The sequence below is a fragment of the Pseudogracilibacillus amylolyticus (SeqCode) genome (assembly GCF_051918545.1).
In the GTDB taxonomy this organism is placed as follows: Bacteria; Bacillota; Bacilli; order Bacillales; family Amphibacillaceae; genus Pseudogracilibacillus.
Map to the genome: position 1 here is coordinate 1 of NZ_JBPPZG010000051.1, position 20,356 is coordinate 20,356.

At 36.0% G+C, this 20,356-nt stretch carries 25 protein-coding genes, 1 other RNA gene and 1 pseudogene; 10 read left to right on the forward strand and 17 right to left on the reverse strand.

Annotated features, from left to right (window positions below; genetic code table 11):
• The coding region (locus ACPYKA_RS07790) for a Uma2 family endonuclease (protein WP_479541770.1) at window positions 1-263 on the forward strand (263 nt) is incomplete at its 5' end.
• Window positions 264-365: 102 nt separating this feature from the next.
• On the opposite strand, the pseudogene ACPYKA_RS07795 reads toward ACPYKA_RS07790, so the two are convergent.
• Window positions 366-437, reverse strand: a pseudogene (locus ACPYKA_RS07795) (hypothetical protein); the annotation flags it as partial.
• A 243-nt stretch (window positions 438-680) separates the two neighbouring features.
• Here ACPYKA_RS07795 and ACPYKA_RS07800 point away from each other — a divergent pair.
• The 3 genes from ACPYKA_RS07800 to ACPYKA_RS07810 are packed head-to-tail and all read left to right on the forward strand — an operon-like array spanning window position 681 to window position 2,441.
• Complete coding sequence (locus tag ACPYKA_RS07800; protein WP_479541791.1) at window positions 681-1,730, forward strand: ATP synthase beta subunit C-terminal domain-containing protein; 1,050 nt, start codon at window positions 681-683, stop codon at window positions 1,728-1,730.
• Between the two features lie 17 nt (window positions 1,731-1,747).
• Window positions 1,748-2,221 (forward strand): hypothetical protein, encoded by a 474-nt coding sequence (locus tag ACPYKA_RS07805; RefSeq protein ID WP_479541771.1) that lies wholly within the window; start codon window positions 1,748-1,750, stop codon window positions 2,219-2,221.
• Between the two features lie 22 nt (window positions 2,222-2,243).
• Entirely contained in the window at window positions 2,244-2,441 is a 198-nt protein-coding gene (locus tag ACPYKA_RS07810; RefSeq protein WP_479541772.1) for a hypothetical protein, read from the forward strand.
• Between the two features lie 250 nt (window positions 2,442-2,691).
• On the opposite strand, the gene rpsI is transcribed toward ACPYKA_RS07810, so the two are convergent.
• From rpsI to ACPYKA_RS07845, 7 genes are all read right to left on the reverse strand, one after another.
• Complete coding sequence (gene rpsI / locus ACPYKA_RS07815; protein ID WP_336259799.1) at window positions 2,692-3,084, reverse strand: 30S ribosomal protein S9; 393 nt, start codon at window positions 3,082-3,084, stop codon at window positions 2,692-2,694.
• A gap of 18 nt (window positions 3,085-3,102) precedes the next feature.
• On the reverse strand, window positions 3,103-3,540 hold the full coding sequence (gene rplM, locus ACPYKA_RS07820) for a 50S ribosomal protein L13 (RefSeq protein WP_479541773.1): 438 nt from the start codon (window positions 3,538-3,540) through the stop codon (window positions 3,103-3,105).
• Window positions 3,541-3,677: 137 nt separating this feature from the next.
• Window positions 3,678-4,427, reverse strand: a complete 750-nt coding sequence (gene truA / locus ACPYKA_RS07825) for a tRNA pseudouridine(38-40) synthase TruA (RefSeq protein ID WP_479541774.1) — start codon at window positions 4,425-4,427, stop codon at window positions 3,678-3,680.
• 14 nt (window positions 4,428-4,441) lie between these two features.
• Window positions 4,442-5,239, reverse strand: coding sequence for an energy-coupling factor transporter transmembrane component T family protein (locus ACPYKA_RS07830; protein WP_479541775.1), 798 nt, complete (start codon window positions 5,237-5,239; stop codon window positions 4,442-4,444).
• 14 nt (window positions 5,240-5,253) lie between these two features.
• Window positions 5,254-6,105 (reverse strand): energy-coupling factor ABC transporter ATP-binding protein, encoded by an 852-nt coding sequence (locus tag ACPYKA_RS07835; RefSeq protein ID WP_479541776.1) that lies wholly within the window; start codon window positions 6,103-6,105, stop codon window positions 5,254-5,256.
• Complete coding sequence (locus ACPYKA_RS07840; RefSeq protein WP_479541792.1) at window positions 6,081-6,920, reverse strand: energy-coupling factor ABC transporter ATP-binding protein; 840 nt, start codon at window positions 6,918-6,920, stop codon at window positions 6,081-6,083. The genes ACPYKA_RS07835 and ACPYKA_RS07840 overlap by 25 nt, the downstream gene beginning before the upstream one ends.
• A 242-nt stretch (window positions 6,921-7,162) precedes the next feature.
• A complete protein-coding gene (locus tag ACPYKA_RS07845) occupies window positions 7,163-8,572 on the reverse strand; it encodes an ISLre2 family transposase (RefSeq protein ID WP_479541777.1) in 1,410 nt (469 codons plus the stop codon).
• 1,110 nt (window positions 8,573-9,682) lie between these two features.
• Between ACPYKA_RS07845 and ACPYKA_RS07850 the strand changes: the two genes are divergently transcribed.
• Together ACPYKA_RS07850 and ACPYKA_RS07855 are read left to right on the forward strand one after the other, a co-directional pair.
• A complete protein-coding gene (locus tag ACPYKA_RS07850) occupies window positions 9,683-10,672 on the forward strand; it encodes a C40 family peptidase (RefSeq protein ID WP_479541778.1) in 990 nt (329 codons plus the stop codon).
• 222 nt (window positions 10,673-10,894) lie between these two features.
• On the forward strand, window positions 10,895-11,095 hold the full coding sequence (locus ACPYKA_RS07855; RefSeq protein WP_336256708.1) for a cold-shock protein: 201 nt from the start codon (window positions 10,895-10,897) through the stop codon (window positions 11,093-11,095).
• Between the two features lie 58 nt (window positions 11,096-11,153).
• On the opposite strand, the gene ACPYKA_RS07860 is transcribed toward ACPYKA_RS07855, so the two are convergent.
• A complete protein-coding gene (locus ACPYKA_RS07860; RefSeq protein ID WP_479541779.1) occupies window positions 11,154-11,666 on the reverse strand; it encodes an isoprenylcysteine carboxyl methyltransferase family protein in 513 nt (170 codons plus the stop codon).
• Window positions 11,663-12,757, reverse strand: coding sequence for a type III polyketide synthase (locus ACPYKA_RS07865; protein WP_479541780.1), 1,095 nt, complete (start codon window positions 12,755-12,757; stop codon window positions 11,663-11,665). The genes ACPYKA_RS07860 and ACPYKA_RS07865 overlap by 4 nt, the downstream gene beginning before the upstream one ends.
• Before the next feature lie 440 nt (window positions 12,758-13,197).
• Here ACPYKA_RS07865 and ACPYKA_RS07870 point away from each other — a divergent pair, with 440 nt between their 5' ends.
• Genes ACPYKA_RS07870 through ACPYKA_RS07885 form a run of 4 tightly spaced genes read left to right on the forward strand, consistent with a single transcriptional unit; the run spans window position 13,198 to window position 16,168 of the window.
• Entirely contained in the window at window positions 13,198-13,371 is a 174-nt protein-coding gene (locus tag ACPYKA_RS07870; protein ID WP_479541781.1) for a cytochrome c oxidase subunit 2A, read from the forward strand.
• Window positions 13,372-13,391: 20 nt separating this feature from the next.
• Entirely contained in the window at window positions 13,392-13,874 is a 483-nt protein-coding gene (locus ACPYKA_RS07875) for a cytochrome c oxidase subunit II (RefSeq protein WP_479541782.1), read from the forward strand.
• Complete coding sequence (locus ACPYKA_RS07880; protein WP_479541783.1) at window positions 13,874-15,523, forward strand: b(o/a)3-type cytochrome-c oxidase subunit 1; 1,650 nt, start codon at window positions 13,874-13,876, stop codon at window positions 15,521-15,523. Before ACPYKA_RS07875 ends, ACPYKA_RS07880 begins: the two co-directional genes overlap by 1 nt.
• Before the next feature lie 54 nt (window positions 15,524-15,577).
• Entirely contained in the window at window positions 15,578-16,168 is a 591-nt protein-coding gene (locus ACPYKA_RS07885; RefSeq protein WP_479541784.1) for an SCO family protein, read from the forward strand.
• A 458-nt stretch (window positions 16,169-16,626) separates the two neighbouring features.
• Here ACPYKA_RS07885 and ACPYKA_RS07890 read toward each other — a convergent pair whose 3' ends face one another.
• The 7 genes from ACPYKA_RS07890 to ACPYKA_RS07920 form a co-directional block, all read right to left on the reverse strand.
• Window positions 16,627-17,760: a THUMP domain-containing class I SAM-dependent RNA methyltransferase gene (locus ACPYKA_RS07890; protein ID WP_479541785.1), complete on the reverse strand. Its 1,134-nt coding sequence runs from the start codon at window positions 17,758-17,760 to the stop codon at window positions 16,627-16,629.
• A 13-nt stretch (window positions 17,761-17,773) separates the two neighbouring features.
• Window positions 17,774-17,986, reverse strand: coding sequence for a hypothetical protein (locus tag ACPYKA_RS07895; protein WP_479541786.1), 213 nt, complete (start codon window positions 17,984-17,986; stop codon window positions 17,774-17,776).
• 445 nt (window positions 17,987-18,431) lie between these two features.
• An RNA gene (gene rnpB / locus ACPYKA_RS07900) (RNase P RNA component class B) lies at window positions 18,432-18,819 on the reverse strand.
• 50 nt (window positions 18,820-18,869) lie between these two features.
• A complete protein-coding gene (gene gpsB, locus ACPYKA_RS07905; RefSeq protein WP_479541787.1) occupies window positions 18,870-19,178 on the reverse strand; it encodes a cell division regulator GpsB in 309 nt (102 codons plus the stop codon).
• Between the two features lie 148 nt (window positions 19,179-19,326).
• A complete protein-coding gene (locus ACPYKA_RS07910) occupies window positions 19,327-19,716 on the reverse strand; it encodes a cytidine deaminase (protein ID WP_479541788.1) in 390 nt (129 codons plus the stop codon).
• A complete protein-coding gene (locus ACPYKA_RS07915; protein ID WP_479541789.1) occupies window positions 19,713-20,063 on the reverse strand; it encodes a DUF1798 family protein in 351 nt (116 codons plus the stop codon). The genes ACPYKA_RS07910 and ACPYKA_RS07915 overlap by 4 nt, the downstream gene beginning before the upstream one ends.
• A gap of 30 nt (window positions 20,064-20,093) precedes the next feature.
• Window positions 20,094-20,356 (reverse strand): hypothetical protein (locus ACPYKA_RS07920; RefSeq protein WP_479541790.1); only part of this gene is annotated, 263 nt, incomplete at its 5' end.

The following is a 20,356-nucleotide window of genomic DNA, read 5'->3' on the forward strand; positions in this document are numbered from 1 at the left end:
ACATTGGAGCTCCTGATTTTATTATTGAAATATTGAGTCCTTCAAATAAATCGCACGATATGATTACAAAGCTGCATTTATACATGAATTCCGGTGTTAAGGAATACTGGATAGTAGACCCTATGGAAAATCATATAATGGTTTATTTCTTGGATAATGATGCAGAGATTCAATTCACTCTGGTTAATCTAGGGGGATTTGTTATCTCAAACCTCTTTAAAGAATTTAAAATAAGTACTAAGGAATTATTCAACCTAAGCTAATCACTTTTTGTGACTAGCTTTTTTCATTAATAGACGGTCTGTTATTTTAAATCATAAATATTTGATGGCTATTTCTCTGTTTGTTTGGATTTGATGATTCCATTAGCCACTTTCCATAATAATAAGATCATTATCTGCTAAACTATCAAGTTGCTTTTCCAATTGTCTTCTTCTAGTATTTTTATCCTATCAGAAGTAGGCAAGAAAAATTGATCAACCGATATATCGATTAAAGACACAAGGTCATAAAGTACCTCCTTTTTATTATCATTTATGGTCAACATACCAGTAACGATCTATTCTAGCACTAATTTACTCTAAAAAGTAAAAAAAATTAAATTTAAAAGTAATTTTATATTGCATTCTAACGTAATTTAATTTATCATGTAGAGTAAAGGAGGGGAAGTTATGGAAAAGGTGGAAGACCTAAAATTAAATGTAGGTTTATTACGCAGGAGAGTACCAAATATAACGAGTGCAGCTCGACAAGTTGGCTTGCGACCAGCTACCGTTTCTAATCTATGCACAGGAAAAATACCTGTTGGGAGAGCGGAAGTTCGAACTTTAGTTGCGCTTGCATCCTTGGCAAATTGTAGTTTGGATGAACTAATTATTAAGGGGGGGAAAATGGAAATGATCGAAACCAAAATCAAAACGTTAGATTTATTTGCACCTTTAGCAAAAGGAGGTACTGTCGGTTTAGTTGCACGTCCAGGAATGGGGCAGCTTGCTGTATTAACAGAATTACTCTACCGGTTTAAAAATGAAGCATATAAAACCATTCTGTTAATGCCTGAAGGGGAACACCAAGGGTTAAATGACCTCGTTGAAAATGTAGAAATCATTACAAACTCCATTGAAGATACATATGAGCGTATTACAAGTATTGGTGGCGACAAAAATATTATTTTCGTCGCAGATAGAACCCATGTGATAACAGGAGACATCCAAGAACTACAAGAGAAACTTCAAGGGATCGGAATTCACTCTGTTACAACTTTTCTCCTAGATTTAACTGGCGAAGTTGTTGATGAAGATTTACCTTATGGACCACTTGAAACCTTATGGCAATTCGATGCTGATCTCGTTGCAAGGCACTGCTACCCACCTGTTAATCCTCTAAGTTCAGCATCATCCGTTCTCGAAGGTGCACAATTAGATCAGGAACACTTCCAGGTTCAACAGAAAGCCCTAAAACTTCTTCGTCGCTACCGGGAACTACGTGCTTTAGTGAATGTTAGCGGGATTGAACGTATTCCAACTTCTGAGTTACAAACTTACCAAAGAGGTGAGAGACTAGAAGCGTATTTAACGCAGCCTTTTTATATTGCTGAACCTTTTACAAAAAAGCCTGGTGAAGCTGTTAGCCTTCAAGAGACTTTGAATGATGTAAAAGAAATTATGAATGGCGCCATCGATTCTAAAGAGGTATCGGAACTAGCATTTATTGGGGCGTTACAATCCTAGATGGAGGGCGCGAACTTATGTCAAAAGTCCACCAATTAATTCCAAGTTCAAAGTCGCTGCACGGTTTCTTTAGTAAAGAACTAGAACCCGCTTTAGAAATAGATTCAGGGGATACTGTTCATTTTAGAACACTAGATAGTGCGTGGGGTATCGAGAAGCGTCAAGCCTTAGGAGAACCTAGAAAAAAATTCACAGATGTTCAACCTCACCGGATGCCTAAACAATTTGGTCATTCCTTAGTCGGCCCTATTTATATTACAGATGCAATGCCAGGTCAAACGTTAGAAATTAAAATTAATGAAATTATTCCTGGCTTATGGGGATGGACTTCAGCAGGGGGATTCCCAAGCTACTGGAATGAGAAATTAGAAATGGTAGACGAAAAAGAAGTGATGCTTGATTTTGAATTGGATAGCAATCGAATGATTGGAAAAAGTCAGCTTAACATTGACAGTGCTAGACGATTTTCCAATAAAAAGACCAATGGCTAAAACAAATAATGGCTGGATCACAATGGCATTTCATGAGAATTTGGAAGAAGCAATGTGGATGGCTCTAGACGATATGTTACAACTTATGTCATACGTATACAATATTTCTCGAACAGAAGCTTATGCCTATGCTTCCTTGGTCGTTGACTTAAGAATTACTCAAATTGTAAATACTGCAAAGGGAGTCCATGCATTTCTTCCCTTTGGTGCACTAAGGTAGGTTGAAAAAGCGCTCCTTTCAAAGGGAGGGCTTTTGTCTACTTTATTCAGTTGGGAGCTTCTGCGAATTAGACTCTGTTTTGTTTAACGATTCAAACAACGCAAAATTATTATCCGGAATTAATGCCAGTAAAAAAGCACCAGCAAGATGCTGATGCCTTAAACTTTTTAAATACTTTATTATATTAACGTTGATTTGCACCAATTTGCACCACAAATTGGTTGCCAACGTTGATATACCAATAAATCGATTAACGTTTTGAAAATTGTGGAGCTCTACGCGCGCCTTTAAGACCGTATTTTTTACGTTCTTTCATTCTAGGGTCACGTGTTAAGAATCCTGCGCGTTTTAATGTAGTGCGGTAGTCTGGGTCTGCTTCAAGTAGTGCGCGAGCAACACCATGACGGATTGCTCCAGCTTGACCAGTTAATCCTCCACCGTGAACATTAACTAACACATCATATGTGCCTTCAGTTTCAGTTGCAACTAATGGTTGTTTTAAAATGAGTCTTTGTGTATCATATGGGAAGTATTCTTCCGCATCACGATTGTTTATAATAACTCGGCCAGATCCCGGTACTAAACGTACACGTGCAGTTGATTTCTTACGGCGACCTGTTCCATAATATTGTACTTGTGCCAATTAATTAACCTCCCTTTCTTATCCTTTAAGCTCTAAAACTTCTGGTTTTTGTGCTTGGTTTTTATGCTCTGGTCCACGGTAAACATGTAATTTTTTAAACATTTTACGTCCAAGTGGCCCTTTTGGAAGCATTCCTCTGACTGCAATTTCAATCATTTGCTCTGGGTGGTTTGTTTTCATTTCATATGCATTACGCTCTTTAATTCCACCAGTATAACCAGAGTGACGGTAATATTTTTTATCATTTATTTTGTTTCCAGTTAGTTCAATTTTCTCTGCATTTACAATAATCACATGATCTCCTGTATCTACATGCGGTGTATATGTTGGTTTATGCTTTCCACGAAGGATAGTAGCAATTTCAGAAGCTAGACGTCCAAGTCTTTGGCCTTCTGCGTCAACAACATACCATTTGCGCTCAACAGTACTATCATTTGCCATGAAAGTAGTACGCATTTCTTTCCCTCCAAAATTTCAAATCTTAAGTTATCATCTATATTCACACAATTAGTTTCCGGGGCTAATTATGGATTAGAAATAATTTGCCATACACCATAATATATCAAATGTATAAGGTTTGTCAAGCAATACTATCAATCATTCTCATACTTTACTGTCCATAAAAATAAACCTGTAGGAGGTGCCGTTTTCCCTGCAGCTGAGCGATCTTTTTTTCGAAACATTTCTTCAATTTCATTCATCGAAAGTTTTCCGCTTCCTACATCTAAAAGTACACCTACAATGATACGAACCATATTGTATAAAAAGCCATTTCCTCGTAAAATAAACACAATTTCGTCGGCCTGTCTTTCACAACTCACTTCATATAATGTTCGTACTTTCGTTCCTTTTACTGTTGAACGAGCTGAACAAAAAGAAGTAAAATCATGTGTTCCTTCAAACAGTTTACAAGCTTGATTGATTTTGTCCATATCTATCGCAAATGGATAATAATAAGAATAATTTCTCTTAAAAACATCCGCTTCCTTATTATTCAATACAAAATAACGATACTCTTTTTCTATTGCATCAAATTGTGCGTGGAAATTGCGAGAAACATTTTCAACTTTTTTCACATAAATATCATCAGGTAAAATTGCATTTAATGCTTTTTTCCAATTGTTTCTCGGAATAACAAGGTCTGTTTCAAAATGAAAAACTTGCCCCACAGCATGAACGCCTGTATCTGTTCTACCAGAAGCATAAATGCGAATTTGTTTACCTTTATGTATTTTTTTGATCGCTTTCTCAATTTCGAACTGTATTGTACGTTTATTCGGCTGAAGTTGAGAACCGGAAAAATTTGTACCATCATAACTCACTGTACATTTTAATTTGTGCATTACCTTTCACCCTTTTAATTACGTACAAAAAATAAGATAATTACAACTATAATAAACAGGATAAAGATAAACAAATCTCTTTTTTTATAGGACAATTCCCTCAGTTTTGACCTGCCTTCTCCACCTTGATATCCTCTTGCCTCCATCGCCATGGCAAGATCTTCTGCCCGTTTAAAGGCACTTACAAATAACGGAACTAGTAAAGGGATAATAGCCTTAACTCTTTCTTTAAACGGTCCTGTCCTAAAATCTACCCCACGTGATGCCTGTGCTTTTGAAATCTTGTCCGTTTCTTGCATAAGCGTTGGAATGAACCTGAGTGATATTGACATCATTAGTGCAAGTTCGTGTACAGGAAACTTTATTTTTTTTAATGGATATAGTAAATTTTCAATTGCATCCGTAATTTCTATCGGGGTAGTCGTTAATGTTAATAGAGATGTCATTAAAATTAATAATAAAAATCGTAAAGAAATTACTAGTCCTTGAATAATTCCACCGAGGTGAAATTTAATCGCTAAAATTTCAAATACAACTGGCCCTTCTTTCGTTAGAAATAGATGGAGTAAAAATGTAAACACAATCAAAAACCAAATTGGAGTTAATCCTTTTAAGATAAATCGTAGTGGTATGAATGTTGTAATAACACTAATAACTACAAAAGCAGTTAAAAGGCCATAACTCATTGCATTATTTGCGAAAAACACTACAATCACATAGAAAAAAATAACGATTAACTTTGTTCGTGGATCAAGTCTATGGATCAGTGAATTTCCTGGAACAAATTGACCAATGATCATTGAATTACCCATATTAAATGTACTCCTTATATTGTTTGCTTGATTAAAGCAGCGATGTCTTTTGGAGATTTTTTTGCCAATGGAAGGTTTGTATTAAATTGTTGATTATATTGATTTAAAAATTTAATCGACTCAGGTACTTGAAGCTGAACTTCATGCAAATCCTTTTCTTTTGTAAAAATATCTTCGGGACGTCCTTCCATATATTTCTCACCTTTATTTAAAATGATCAGATAATCAGAATAGTTAAGTGCATCCTCCATGCTATGTGTAACGAGAATGGTTGTAATTTTTTCTTCATGATGCATGTTATAAAACATATTCATGATCTCTTTTTGCCCTTTTGGATCAAGCCCTGCTGTCGGTTCATCCAAAACATAAACATTCGGTTTAGACGCAAGAACCCCGGCAATTGCCACTCTCCGCATTTGTCCTCCACTTAATTCAAATGGCGATCTTTCAAGCAGGCTTTCTGATAAACCTACTTTTGGGAGAATTTCAGTAATTCTTTCGTTGATCGTTTCTTGTTTTACACCAAAATTTTGTGGTCCAAAGGCAATATCCTTTTCCACTGTCTCCTCAAATAATTGATGCTCTGGGTATTGAAAGACTACGCCAACCTTACTTCTTAAATCTTTCATCTCTTTCAACTTATTTTCACTTGAAAGATTATAATCTCCAATGATCACTTCACCTTTTGTTGGTTTTAAAAGGCCATTTAAATGTTGAATCAACGTTGATTTTCCTGATCCAGTGTGACCAATAATTGCTACGAAAGCGCCTGACGGAATGTGAAACGAGACATCTTTTAATGCATGGTGGGCAAAAGGTGTATTTGGTTGGTACGTATAACTTACCTGTTTGAATGTAATATCCATAGTTCCTCCAACATTTCATCGATTGTTAACGGATCCCTTTGTATGTTTATTCCTAAGGTCTTCAATTCATCTGATAACGCTGCAATAAATGGGATATCAAGGCCAATTTGTTGTAAAGCTTTTCCTTCTTTTAACACTTCCTGTGGATTTCCTATTTTCCAAATCTGTCCTTTGTTCAATACAATAACACGCTCAACTTTAATTACTTCTTGTAAATCATGTGTAATGGTAAGTAAGGAAATCTCTTCTTGTTTCTGTAAACGAGAGATTGTCTCCATAATTTCCGTTCTACCTTTTGGGTCTAGCATTACGGTAGCTTCATCCAATATGAGTACTTTTGGCGAAACAGCAATAACGCCGGCAATAGCGACTCGCTGTTTTTGCCCACCAGATAAGCGATGCGGTTCTGTTAAACGATAGTCCTGCATTTTGACGGCTTGTAAGGAGGCATCAATACGTTTTTCCATCTTGAGCCTAGGAACTCCCCGATTTTCCATTCCGAAAGCAACATCATCTTGTACTGTTGCTCCTACAAATTGGTTGTCCGGATTTTGAAATACCATTCCAACATCTTTACGAATATCCCAAATCGATTCCTCTGTTAACAACCTATCATTTATCCAAATTTCCCCTTCTTGTGGAAATAATAATCCGTTCATTAATTTTGCAATGGTGGATTTTCCTGATCCGTTATGACCGATAATAGCAACGGATTCATTCTCATATATTGTAAAACTACAATCACGCAATATCCATGGCGCATGATCTCCATAGCGAAAAGAGACATTATTAAATTTAATTATCGGTTTCATTATTCCGAGCCTCCCTGCGCATTTATCTGTTCTAATTATACATGATATCACTATTGTTTACTCGTTATATGAGTCCCTAAGGAACGGTATGTGTCAAGTTATTCTCGGTTGTTCTTTTACACCAATATTTTCAGCACTCTATTTTTGTACGCCTTTTAGGCTACCGCGCTATCGCTTGGTTTCCGTGTTATTTCGTTACGTTCTAAAAAGCAAGAACCTAACGAAATAACACGGGGAAAATGGGATTAGCTAATTGCTTTAAATAATCTTCCTATCGCTGAAGAATGGGCTGTATATAAGCTAATTGAACCTTGTTTAGCACCGATTGATGGACGTGTTGGCTGACGTAAAAACTCTGACATACGTACCGTTCTCTTTACTTCACGTTGTTTTCTATGACTTCTTTTTTGTGATGCTAAATATACCTCTCTTAACGTATTATTTTCTATCCCTTGCTTTATTTTCACCATAGCTTCTGCGCCTTCCTTGCTCCAATGCATTCCTCGCTTTTTCATACGAAAAGAAATACGTCGTTGATGGGATTCCATTACACCTAAACCTCTTGCACCCTCTGGTGGATCATCTATTCTTTCGTGCCAATCTGTAATGTAGTCCCAATGGTTTAAAATATACGTACGGAATTTGCCCACCTTTTCGATTTTCTTCTCATCTTCCAACTTACTCTCATATGTATCCAAAATGAGCTTAAAATCATCCAAATTATGCTCTTTTAATGCTTTTCGGATCTTCTCTTTCCATTTGTTCTTTTTATAACCAAATGTGCGATTAATATCCTGTTCAATATGATAAGCATCTAATTGATGTAAAAGAGAAAAGCTAGATTGTGAAAATGCTTGCCGAAATTTTTCAGCTGAATACGCAGAGCCTCCATCACTATTTGATACTACTTGAGTATTTTCAAGGGAATACTCATGCGCTGCAAGGGCTTGAACTTCGTTCCAAAAATCATCGGTCACTTTTGTGGTCATGATAACTTTAGGATTCCGTAAGGAAACGCGCTTTCCGTTCTTATCCCAACCCTCATACATGATGGCGTGGGAGACTTCAATATGCTTTTTCCTTTTCAGGTCACGAACAAAAACACCATCAGCCTCTGTATAAAGAAAATCTACTTTTTTCCCCTCCGGCAATTCAGCCGAATCCTCAAGTTCCTGTACCATTCTTTCATCAGCTTCTGCTTGAGCTTTCCCCACGCGTCTTACAATACTTCCAACAGTCGTATGACTCATTTCAACAGCTGTCCACTCTTTCAATATCCGTGCTGATTCACGATAATCGCTTTTACTAGCCAATTCCGCCACTTTTACTTCAACAAGCGGACTTTGTCGCTGGCGCTTTCGAAGTCCTAACCATTCGTCCAAAGGATATCTAGGATTACCCTTATCATCGTACATAAGGGTACGACGAAATTGAACATCCCCAAAAATGAACTGAATCCCTTTAGAATCATTTCTTTCTACTTTCCAGTTTTCAGCCTGTTTTTGTTCTTTGATGACTTTGTTCAATTTACTAAATACTTCCCCAACCAAACTAGAGAATGTATCATACATCAATAATTGTACCTGTTCTTCAAATTCAATTAAGTTATTTGTTTCCTTTAATATTTCATAAATTCTTGTTATAATACGTTCCATGAGAAGGCCTCTTTCTAAATGTATTTGCCCTGGTAAGCATACATTTTATGATAGAGTGCCTTCTCTTTTTTGGCTAGTAAATAAGGTGAAAATATCCCCCGAGTAAAATATTACACATATCCTTCCAATCAAAAAACGAATGACGATAGGAAAAGAACTCTGACTATAATTACGTAATTGAAGGATACTATACAGTAGAAAATTTAAAAACTAGTAACAGCTTCGTTGATTTCCGCCTCCGGGCAGTTCGCTTTCCGCGGGCACGGCTTCAGCCTCCTCGCGGAAGAACACCGCTGCGGGGTCTTCAGACACGTGCTTTTCCCGCAGGAGTCGACTGCCCTCCTGCTCCAATCAACCATTGTAATAGTAGTAACAAATTGTGCAGAGTTGCTTACCAAACACACTTAGCGCAGGAAATACACGGAGACTCCTACGGGAGGACAGGCCTAGGTGAGACAACGCAGTGCGTAGTACAAGGAAGGCTCAACAGCCGCCCGTGGAAAGCGGAGTGTATTTCCGTAGCGGTATTTTAAGTTGCAACTTTGTTTAGATATTTACAGAACCATATTACTTCGAGTTACTGCACAGTTTATGGATATTGTACAAATAAGTATAAAAGTAACAAAAAGAAAAAATCGAACCATAATGGGAACGGGTTTATGTGAAAGCATTAAAACACAGATTATATAACTCCTTAAATCATAGAATAATCGCTGTATAGCTGCTTTCTAATGGAAACTCTTAATTGTATCATAGATACTAACCACCCCTCTGTAGAACCCTTCATTTGATAATACGGTTAAATAGAAGTCTAAAATATTCTTTATTCTAAATTGATTATCAATTACTCCTACTCCAGTGATTGACCAATGGTTAGTTTCTTCTTAGTTTTCGCCTTTGTTGACATATAAAAGTTTTCGTATGTCCTCAAAATAATTACAGCCATTTGTGAATATTTAAGATTACTATACTCGTTTAGTCTTTTTACTATTTACCCTAACCGTTTCCAAAACATGTTTGTAACATAAACGTAAACTATTGTAACGTATGTTTAAGATGACACCTACATAAAAATAAGACAGTAAGCAACATAAGAAAGGAGTTTTTTGTATGCGTGTGAAAACAGTTGAAAAAGTAATGAAAAATTCAATTGTTTGCGGATTTGCTGTCACTCAACCATTTGCATTATACATAGATGCACAGCCAATGCTACAAGATAAACTCTTAGCAGAAACAGAAGGTTTACAATACGGTGAAAACAGTAAAATTGTACGAAATTTACAATACAAATTAACTAAATTAGGGCATTATAGCGACGGTATAGATGGTGTTTACGGTTTATTAACTGAACATGCAATAAAAGGATTTCAATCATCCAATGACATTAAGGTGACAGGAAGTGCTAATAAAGAAACGATGGAAGCGTTAATTTATGAAGAAAAGAAAGCTGAAATTAATGATATTTCTCATATAATTCAGTCTCTTAATTCTGATTCTTCATATGAGGATGTAAAAACAGTTCAAGAAGTTCTTTTTTTCTATGGATATTACAAAGGATCTGTTGATGGTTTATATGGCCCACTTACAGAAGATGCGGTTAACCAAGTAAAGAATTTACAATTAATTGACACCGTTGAACAAGAACCGGTGACAGAAGAATCTAAAGAGGAAGAAGTAGAAACTCCTGTTGATCGTGATCAATCCAGTAATGAAAGTGAAATCGTGCAAGTTGCTGTTGAACAGAATTCTACAAGTGTCATTCAAACGGCTAAATCATATATTGGTACTCCATATGTTTGGGGAGGAACATCCCCGAATGGGTTTGACTGTAGTGGTTTCATTCAATTTGTTTATGGGCAACAAGACAAAATCATTCCGCGAACTGTTAATGAAATTTGGAATTTTTCAAGTCCCGTGGATTCTCCTTCCATTGGAGATTTAGTATTTTTTGAAACATATCAAGCCGGTCCTTCACATTTGGGAATATATTTAGGCAACGGAGATTTTATTCATGCTGGAAGCAGTTCAGGAGTTTCGGTCAGCAATCTCAATGAATCATATTGGGAAACTCGATATTTAGGTGCGAAACGTATAAATTGATAGAAAAAATAACGCTTTCATGATTGAAGCGCTTGACTCGAGCTATAAAACAAGTTATATTGGAAACAAGCAAAGAAGATGTATGGAATCATTAGGAAAAGTAACTTCACATGAAGAAGGTACGTAGTGATCCCACCTTCTACGTGAAGTTATTTTTTTCGTTTTCACTATTTTCTTTGTATTAACACGGTTTTCGTGAAAGAAATTAGGAGGATTAACTACATGCAAAACGGAGTAGTAAAATGGTTTAACGCAGAAAAAGGTTACGGATTTATTCAATTGGAAGAAGGAGACGATGTATTCGTACATTACTCTGCTATTCAAGAAGAAGGATTTAAATCTTTAGAAGAAGGTCAAGAAGTAACTTTTGAAATTGTCGAAGGCGAACGTGGACCACAAGCGGCTAACGTAACTAAAAACTAATAAAAACTAAAAAAACAAAGGAGGATACCTGTTAAGGTTCCTCCTATTTATTTGTTTTTTATTGAACTTTTCGACCTAAAGCTCGATCTTCTCTCGGTATTCTAATTGCTAATAAAAGTAAATGTAAGATTGGGAAAAACAGTGCAGTTTTATATGCACCAAACATTGCTGGGATAACAAATAACTCAATAAATACAATCACATAATTAGGATGTTTTAAATATTTATATGGTCCTTTTTTTATAAGGATAACTTTCGGCATGACAATAATTTTTGTATTCCAAAATTTACCGAGTGAAACAATGCACCATACACGTCCCACTTGAGCTAATAAAAAAATAATAAAGAAATAAATATTAAAGCTCATTTCATCTGTCAATAGTAAGGAATTGACTTCGATTAATAAAAAAACAAAAAATGTAATATGTAGAAAAATAAAGAGTTTATAATGCTCACTTCCTACTTCAAATCCCCCCCGTTCTCTCATCCATTGTTCATTTTTATTTGCTATATATAGTTCCATTAATCTTTGTCCGATAATAAATAAAATGATGATGTAAAAATAAATCATTTCCCCATCCACTCCATTAAAAGTAATTCAGAACTGAATCCTGGTCCAAGTGCACTTAGTATTCCCTCTTTGTTAAAAAAAGATTTATCGATTGAGTCTTTAAGCCATTTATTTAAAACATAGAGAACAGTAGCGGAAGACATATTACCATGGTTCTCTAAGACATTATAGGAATACTTTAGTAGCTGGCGATCAATAGATAATGCACTTTCCATCTCTTCTAATACTTTCCTTCCTCCAGGATGGGCAATAATTGCAGATAAATCCCCGACGGTTTTATTGTTTTTCTGTAAAAATTCTGCGACATGTTCTTTCCATAGTGATTTTACTAATTTAGGGATCCCTTTTGAAAAAATAACTTCAAATCCATCATTTGTAACATTCCATCCCATCACATTCGTGCTGTTTTTTTTGGTAAATGTACTAGTCCCTTTAATTTGCAGTTTATTTGTAGGTAAATGTTTTAAATAAGGAGACTCTTGACCAATTAATAAAGTTGCAGCAACTCCATCACCAAATAATGCGGTTCCCACAATATTCCTGCTCGAGTTGTCCCCTTTTTGAAAGGTTAAACTACATAACTCAGAACAAATAACTAAAGCTGTTTTATTAGGATGCAGTTGAAGCCATTCATACGCTCGTGAAAGCCCCATTGCTCCTCCTGCACATCCTAATCCCCATAAAGGCATGCGAACTACATCTTCTCTAAATGAACGATCATTAAGTAAATAAGCATCTAATGATGGAGTTACTATCCCTGTACTTGATACGAACACGATCATATCTACTGCCTCATATGAAATAGGATGTTTTAATAATTCACTGTTTTTCAAACATGAATCAATTGCTTCTAATGATAATTCTTTTGCGTATGTAACATAACGCTCATTGGTCATTGCGAAAGAATTATTTTGTTTTATCCATTCTTTATCAACCACAAATTGCCTCTGTTTAATCTTGGCATTATCAAATACAGGCAGTAGTTTTTTAATCTTCTTTTCAATAAAAATATCTTTCATTAAGTTTTTTACTTTTTCTTGTGATAAATGATAGGGTGGAATACCTAATCCTACCGAGCCAACAAAAACCATTTCTCTCACCTTTTTAGAGGATGTTCAAAAAGTCCGGTAAAAATGACACTGCATTTGGGGAACTTCGACTAAATACCGACACGTCCTGTGTCGAACGTCGAAGTCACCACATCCTGTGGAAGCTCGTTGGCTTGTTTCTCCACCTCCTTTTTGAACACGCACTTTTAGCTTAGTTTATGACTTTTGTAACGTTTTATCCATTTTATATTCACATTTCATTCACATACTTTTATAACAAAAGTGTTTGGAAAGTATAGTAAGTTTGCACTTTTTACGTATATTGAATAAATTGTGAAACGTTGGTGTAGCGCCTTTTTAAGCACTTTTTTTTGTTATGATAAGTATAGAGCAAAAAAACTATTACTAGTTAATTGCTTCCCTCTTGTAATAGTACTCTAATTATTTTTTACTGTTTAATCTTTGTGAAAGGAGAGATAGTAATGGCGCTAAAACTTAAGGAGCGGCCAGTAGAAGTGAGTGAAAAAAAGGTGCAAGTTGAACCTGAAAAACATGAAGATGTTAATTTGGGAGGATCCCTTGTATCTGTAACAATTTTAGGTTTATTTATTTTATTTTCATGGTTAGGTGTTTGGACTTTATTTATAATTCGTTAACGAGAAAGGAGTAACAACCTATGAATATGCATAAATATGAAAAGATATGGATTTACTTTGGTTCTGCAACTCTACTATTCTTTCTTATAGTAGTAGGGGTAAGCGCATTTTACATGGGAAGCAAGCCACCAAGTTGTGCGGTTACATTAGATCCTGAAAGAGTTAGGGAACATGCTCTCTTTGAAGAACCAGGTCTAAAACAAATTGGTGACAATGAGTATCAACTAACAATCGTAGCATCTGCTTTTGATTATGATGTTGGGACAGACGACAAAGTAGTGCAAATTCCAAAAGGAGCTACTGTACACATCTCGTCAACAACAACAGATGTAATTCACGGCTTCGAGATTGCTGGAACTAACGTCAATATGATGTTAGAGCCTGGATATATAAGTACGTATACAAATACATTTAAAAACGCAGGCACCTATACGCTCGTATGTAACGAATATTGTGGTGTAGGTCACCATTTAATGTCTGCGACGATTGAGGTGGTTGAATAATGAATAAAGCCGTAAAAAGTTTACCTAATGGTGATTCCAAACTAGTTATGGCCCATATGTATGTTGCTTTTACTGCATTATTAGTTGGTGCTACTATGGGTCTCATTCAAACGCTTGAACGTTCTGGAGCAATAACTCTTCCGGCTGGAATTAGTTATTATCAGATTTTAACCGTCCATGGCGTTGTCTTAGGTCTTGTTTTAACTACATTCTTTATTTTAGGATTTATGCTAGCTTCTCAAAGTAAAACGACAGGCGGTTATTCCAAAGGTGAACGTTCTTTTGCCTGGTTAGGTTTTTGGATTATGTTAATAGGTACATTATCCGCTGCCACAATGATTTTACTTAATGAAGCAACTGTACTTTATACTTTTTATGCACCATTACAAGCTCACGTTATTTTTTACATCGGTTTAGCAATGGTAATTGTCGGTTCATGGTTTATCGGATGGGTTATGTTTAAACGTCACGCTCGTTTTAGAAAAGAAAACCCTGGTAAACCAACTCCATTATTAAGCTTTATGGGTGTTATCACAATGCTTATGTGGCAAATTGCATCACTAGGGGTTGCTTTTACTGTTATTTTCCAAATGATCCCTTGGGCATTAGGCTGGGTTGAGACCGTTAATGTGTTACTTAGCCGTACATTATTTTGGTATTTTGGTCACCCACTTGTTTATTTCTGGTTATTACCCGCTTATATGATGTGGTATGCAATTATGCCGAAAATTATTGGCGGAAAAATTTTCTCAGATTCTTTAGCAAGATTTACATTTATTCTATTATTGATTTTTTCCATTCCAATCGGATTCCACCACCAATTGACGGAACCAGGTATTGATCCGTTTTGGAAATTCATTCAAGTTATTTTAACGATGGTTGTTGTTATTCCATCTATGATGACAGCATTCTCTATGTTTGCAACCTTTGAAGCACGGGGACGTGAACTTGGTGCAAAGGGATTATTCGGTTGGGTTAAAAAAATGCCTTGGAAAGACGCTAGATTTTTAGCACCTTTTATCGGAATGCTATTCTTCATTCCTGGTGGAGCTGGAGGTATTATTAATGCTTCTAACCAAATGAACCAAGTAGTTCATAATACAATTTGGGTAACTGGTCACTTCCATTTAACAGCAGCAACAACATCGATGCTTACATTCTTTGGTATTGCTTATTGGTTAATTCCATCTGTAACTGGAAGAAAGTTCACAAAATCAATGAATAAATTAGGTATTCTACAAACAGTTCTTTGGTCTGTAGGTATGTTGATAATGTCAACAGCAATGCATTGGCAAGGACTTCTTGGTGGTCCACGTCGTTCCGCTTATTCGGAATATGCAGGCAATGCTGATACAGCAGCTTGGGGCCCTTATCAAATAGCGCAAGCAATCGGCGGATCTATTCTGTTTCTAGGAATGATTGTAATGATCATTATTGTTGTATACTTGGCATTTTTTGCACCTAAAGGCGAAGAAGAGTTTCCGGTTGCAGAACCTAGTGAAAAAGCAGAAAAACCATCAAAAGTCTTTGAAAATTGGCCTTTATGGATTGGAATCACTTGTGCATTAATTTTATTTGCTTACACAATCCCACTTATCGATATTATTCAAAGTGCCCCTCCTGGAGCAAAAGGCTTTAAATTATGGTAATTTAAAAATTGAGGGGGTTAAGTTCCCCCTCTTCATTTGTTTGGAGGAAATAAAATGACGAAAAAACATTATATTGGATTTATTAGTATATTAATTATAGGAATAATAGCTGGTGTTTATTATTTAGAAGTATATCGTCCTGGTACTGCTGAGTTACCAAAAGACGTTGTAATGGAAACAGCATTCGGTGAAGAGTTTGATTTTACTAATATGCCAAAACGGGCAAAAATGATTGAATTTATGTACACACAATGTCCTGATGTATGTCCAGTAACTACACTGGAAATGTCCAAGTTAAAACATGAATTAGAAAAAGAAGGCGTTTTTGGTGATGAGGTTGAATTTATTACCATCACGATTGATCCAAAACGGGATACAACAGAGGTTCTTCGAGATTATGCAAGCAGATTTGAAGTAACTTCTTCTGAAGATGGATGGACTTTTTTAACAGGCAGCGAAGAGAATACGAAAAAGATTGCGGATGCCTTAGGATTTTTATATCGTGACCCGGGTTCTGGAGAAATCGTTCATTCCACATACGCTTACTTTTTGGATGAAGATGATAATTTATTAGAACAATTTACAATGGGTGAAGACTTCGATCGCGAAAAGGCGTTTAACCGAATTATGAGGACAATTAATTAAAAATCAGCAGGGATTTTTATACTTGATGGTTTCTACCATCTATAATCCCTACTGATTTTTTCTTTTATTAGAGGATGTTCAAAAAGTCCGGTAAAAATGACACTGCATTAGGGGAACTTCGACTAAATACCGACACGTCCTGTGTCGAACGTCGAAGTCACCACATCCTGTGGAAGCTCGTTGGCTTGCTTCTCCGCTCCTTGATGAAAAAGGAAAGCACTTTTTCTGCGTGCTAGAGCGTTTGCTCATGTATCTAAATGCAGCAGGGGATCTTCCGTTAAAACCGCCCACGTCCTGTGGGCAACACGGAAGTCATCACATCCTGTGAAAGTCCGCTGCTCGAAACTGCACCGCCTCGAACTTTCGACGCACAGGACGTGCTAGTGTCGGCGTTGCCACAGGACGTGGCGACTTTAGCCGACTTGGTCCTTTTTATCCTCCTTTTTGAACACGCACTATTATGAATTTTTCTTTCCAAAATATTGATAGTAATTAGTTTCAATAAAACCATTAAACAATTTTCTTTTTTTTGTTGCCTGTTTTCCATACACTTTTTCAAATTGCTTATAAGAAGTTAAAATATAAACACTCCATGTTTCGTTTGTTGCCATTATTTCTCCTAACGTCTTATATAAATGAACGACATAATCTTCATCTTTTATTCGTTCTCCGTATGGTGGATTTCCGATAATATAACCATTATCTTGTTTTAAAGTTAAATCACGTAATTGCATCTGCTTCCAAGTGATTAAATCAGCTAATCCAGCTTCCATCGCATTTTTCTCACTAATCTCAATCATTTGATGGTTAATATCAGAACCAACAATCTCAAGTGGCTGTTCATAATTTGCTGTATCCTCTGCTTCTTCTAAAGCTTCATCCCAAAATTTATTTCTAATAAATTTCCAACCCTCTGATGCAAATTCTCGATTAAATCCTGGTGCTATATTTTGACCAATTAAAGCGGATTCGATTGGAATGGTACCTGAGCCACAAAATGGATCAATTAACGGGTCATCTGCTCTCCAGTTTGTTAATAGAACAAGCGCTGCAGCAAGTGTCTCTTTTAATGGAGCTTCCCCCTGCCCTACTCGATATCCACGTTTATGTAGACCAACACCACTCGTATCAATTGTAAGTGAAGCTTTATCTTTTAAAATAGCTACTTCAATTTTATATAAAGCACCTGTTTCTGGTAATTTATTGGCAATACCATGTTTTAATTTAAGTCGTTCAACTATTGCTTTTTTAACAATCGCTTGACAGTCAGAAACACTATATAATTTTGACTTGTGTGATTTTCCTGATACGGGAAAGGAACCATCTTCAGGTATATAGTGTTCCCATGGTAATGCCTTGGTTGCTTCAAATAATTCATCAAATGTTAAAGCATTAAATTCACCGACTAATAGTTTTACTCGATCAGCAACCCTTAGCCATAAGTTACATCTTGGAATTGCAGAAACTGGTGCTTCAAAAATAACTTTTCCATTTTCAACTCTTGGATCGTATCCTAATTCTCTTACTTCATTTGCTACAACTGATTCAAGTCCCATTGCGCTAGTTGCTATTAAAGTTACTAATTGTGTCATTTCATATTCCTTTCTAACGAATCATTAATATTAATATGTAAATAAATAAGACCATTCCTAAAAAATGTTTTGTCTCAAAATCCATAAACTGTGCAGTAACTTGGGTTAATTGGCTCTCCTGATATATAACCAAAGTTGCGACGTAAAATACCGCTACGGAAATACACTGCGCTTTCCGCAGGCGGCTGATGAGCCTTCCTTGTGCTTTCGCACTGCGTTGTCTCACCTAGGCCTTTCCTCCTGCAGGAGTCTCCGTGTATTTCCTCCACTGAAAAAGCGGTCACGTCCTGGGACTGTAGCTACGCTTTCGTCCCACCGTGAAGATTTGCACTTGCCCGTCCTGTGCAGCGGAGGCTGAGGCCGTTCCCATACGCCCTTGCGATTACGGTAATGGATAGATGTTAATCATTCCCCAACTCGCTGTATCCTCGTGATTACGGTAACGAATAGAAGTTAATCATTCCGGCCGTGCCCACGGAAAGCGTACTGCCCGGAGGCGGAAATCAACGAAGCTGTAACTAGGTTTTACAAATTTTCACTACTCAACAGCATCCTTCAACATCGTAGTGGATAAGATTTATTTAAATGATAACATAAATAAAAAAACCTACTAACAGTTTGTACTGATAAATAGGTTTTACGCACAACAAATTATTAGACCTTAATGAATACTCGATAAGCCATGTTCTGTTCCGTTGTACTAATTACGGTGGTCAGCCTCGTACTTCGGTTGTAATCATTTATCTACAAGTACAATACTTGTCCCTCTTTTCGTTCCTTTTTCCTACTCAGAGGATGCCCCTACCATTGTTTGGGTTGCTCACTCATGGGGTTTACCCGTTCCACTTCAGAATGTTTCCAATCTGACTCGTCTCTGTGGCACTTTCAAGGCTTTATTCCATATCCTAATAGACTTTAGGAATAAACTCCTGCCGTTAACCTTTAAACAAGGTTACCTTGACTTATGGTTTCGTCAAGCATGAACACTACAAACATCTCAGTTTGTGTGAGCATGGACTTTCCTCTACACGCACGAACGTGCAGCGATTACATGAGTATCCATATAAAAGTATATCACAAAAACAGATTTTCACATAGTGGTAATTTTTTCAGCCTTCTTTTTCATTCAACTTTTGGCCAAAAACTGCCTTTTCTAAATTAGATAATCGTTTTAATACATCATAATTAACCTGAGTACCTGTCGTTTGCTTTCTTGTAACTGGTTGTTGATCCGTACTCTTTTTAAAGCGCTCGTTTTCTTGACGTAAACGTTCGATTTCTTGATTTAATGCTTCATAATCTTGGATAATAATATCTAAAAACTCATCTACTTCTTCTTCATTGTAACCACGCATAGACTTTTTAAACTCTTTTTCCAGTATGTCATTTGTACTTAATTGCACCCTATTTACTGTCATAAGATCACCTCTATAAAATTGTAAACAATTAACCGTATAAAATTGCTTGTCTATAGTCATTTTATTAAGAAAACTTAAAAATATGCACTGCTTCTCTGTTTATTATACCACTAAAAAAGGAAGCTTTAAACAAAGCTTCCTTTAAAAATTATTTTTCATGCAAAGAAAAGGAATATGGTAGTAATTCTTTTACGGTTGTTACTTTCAGATCACCCGTTAAATTAGTTAAATAAATAATCGCATCTGGTGAAAAAAATTCAGTCATGACTTGTCTACAAGCACCACATGGGCTAACAGGACCTTCACTATCTGCAATCACAGCCATTTCAACCAATTCTTTTTCCCCTTCTGACACAGCTTTGAATATTGCAGTTCTTTCTGCACAGCAAGTTAATGGGTATGAGGCATTTTCTATGTTACAGCCAGAATAAATATTTCCCGATTTTGTTACTAAAGCCGCCCCAACTTTAAAGGTTGAATATGGGACATAAGCATAATCTAGAGCATTCTTCGCTGTTTGAATAAGTTTATCTTTCACTCTTCGAACTCCTTTATTAGTTGGTTAAATATATAGTGACAAGATTTGTTTATTTCCATATATTGTCTTTTCCGAACATCAACATAGTAACTGTGTAAAATTAGTGCTTCCATGTTTTCTTTCGTAGAGGTTATTTGTTGGGCTTGCAAAATGCTTTTTTGTTTTTGAATAGCTAATAATGCTAATTGTTCCCATTTTTCAAGTAGATCAAAGTAAGGAACTGTTTCTCCTTTTACAAATTGAAAAAAATCCTTATCAGCTTTCGGTTTTTCATGTTGTTCAAACATTCGTTTTAATGTATCTAGATAATTACTTAATTCTTTTGTGATTGTAACTAAATTTGTCATTTTGTTGATTTCTCCAAAACATTAATAATTTTATTGTTTAGATTCAGACATTCTGCTAGATTGATCTAAAAAGTCATATGAGTACATAAATAAACGAACTTGCTGATGGTACATTTTATTTATCTCCCTCTCTATCATTAAATCATATTTCTCCTCTATTTGTCTAAGTTGAGCATGTAAATTATTTAGTGCATCTTCTATATTTGCATTTGTATAATCCATTACTTTGTTATCTTTTGTAGTTTGTAAAGCCATCATTTTTATCACCGTACCTCTCAAATTAATATTGGTTA

Coding starts and splice junctions, on each gene's coding strand:
- ACPYKA_RS07850 (WP_479541778.1), top strand. CDS start 9,683: ATGCGTGTGAAAACAGTTGAAAAAGTAATGAAAAATTCAATTGTTTGC.
- ACPYKA_RS07805 (WP_479541771.1), top strand. CDS start 1,748: ATGTCAAAAGTCCACCAATTAATTCCAAGTTCAAAGTCGCTGCACGGT.
- ACPYKA_RS07860 (WP_479541779.1), bottom strand. CDS start 11,666: ATGATTTATTTTTACATCATCATTTTATTTATTATCGGACAAAGATTA.
- ACPYKA_RS07915 (WP_479541789.1), bottom strand. CDS start 20,063: ATGACAAATTTAGTTACAATCACAAAAGAATTAAGTAATTATCTAGAT.
- ACPYKA_RS07880 (WP_479541783.1), top strand. CDS start 13,874: ATGAATAAAGCCGTAAAAAGTTTACCTAATGGTGATTCCAAACTAGTT.
- ACPYKA_RS07885 (WP_479541784.1), top strand. CDS start 15,578: ATGACGAAAAAACATTATATTGGATTTATTAGTATATTAATTATAGGA.
- rplM (WP_479541773.1), bottom strand. CDS start 3,540: ATGCGTACTACTTTCATGGCAAATGATAGTACTGTTGAGCGCAAATGG.
- ACPYKA_RS07855 (WP_336256708.1), top strand. CDS start 10,895: ATGCAAAACGGAGTAGTAAAATGGTTTAACGCAGAAAAAGGTTACGGA.
- ACPYKA_RS07810 (WP_479541772.1), top strand. CDS start 2,244: ATGGCATTTCATGAGAATTTGGAAGAAGCAATGTGGATGGCTCTAGAC.
- gpsB (WP_479541787.1), bottom strand. CDS start 19,178: ATGACAGTAAATAGGGTGCAATTAAGTACAAATGACATACTGGAAAAA.
- truA (WP_479541774.1), bottom strand. CDS start 4,427: ATGCACAAATTAAAATGTACAGTGAGTTATGATGGTACAAATTTTTCC.
- ACPYKA_RS07830 (WP_479541775.1), bottom strand. CDS start 5,239: ATGGGTAATTCAATGATCATTGGTCAATTTGTTCCAGGAAATTCACTG.
- ACPYKA_RS07875 (WP_479541782.1), top strand. CDS start 13,392: ATGAATATGCATAAATATGAAAAGATATGGATTTACTTTGGTTCTGCA.
- ACPYKA_RS07870 (WP_479541781.1), top strand. CDS start 13,198: ATGGCGCTAAAACTTAAGGAGCGGCCAGTAGAAGTGAGTGAAAAAAAG.
- ACPYKA_RS07865 (WP_479541780.1), bottom strand. CDS start 12,757: ATGGTTTTTGTTGGCTCGGTAGGATTAGGTATTCCACCCTATCATTTA.
- ACPYKA_RS07835 (WP_479541776.1), bottom strand. CDS start 6,105: ATGGATATTACATTCAAACAGGTAAGTTATACGTACCAACCAAATACA.
- ACPYKA_RS07890 (WP_479541785.1), bottom strand. CDS start 17,760: ATGACACAATTAGTAACTTTAATAGCAACTAGCGCAATGGGACTTGAA.
- ACPYKA_RS07845 (WP_479541777.1), bottom strand. CDS start 8,572: ATGGAACGTATTATAACAAGAATTTATGAAATATTAAAGGAAACAAAT.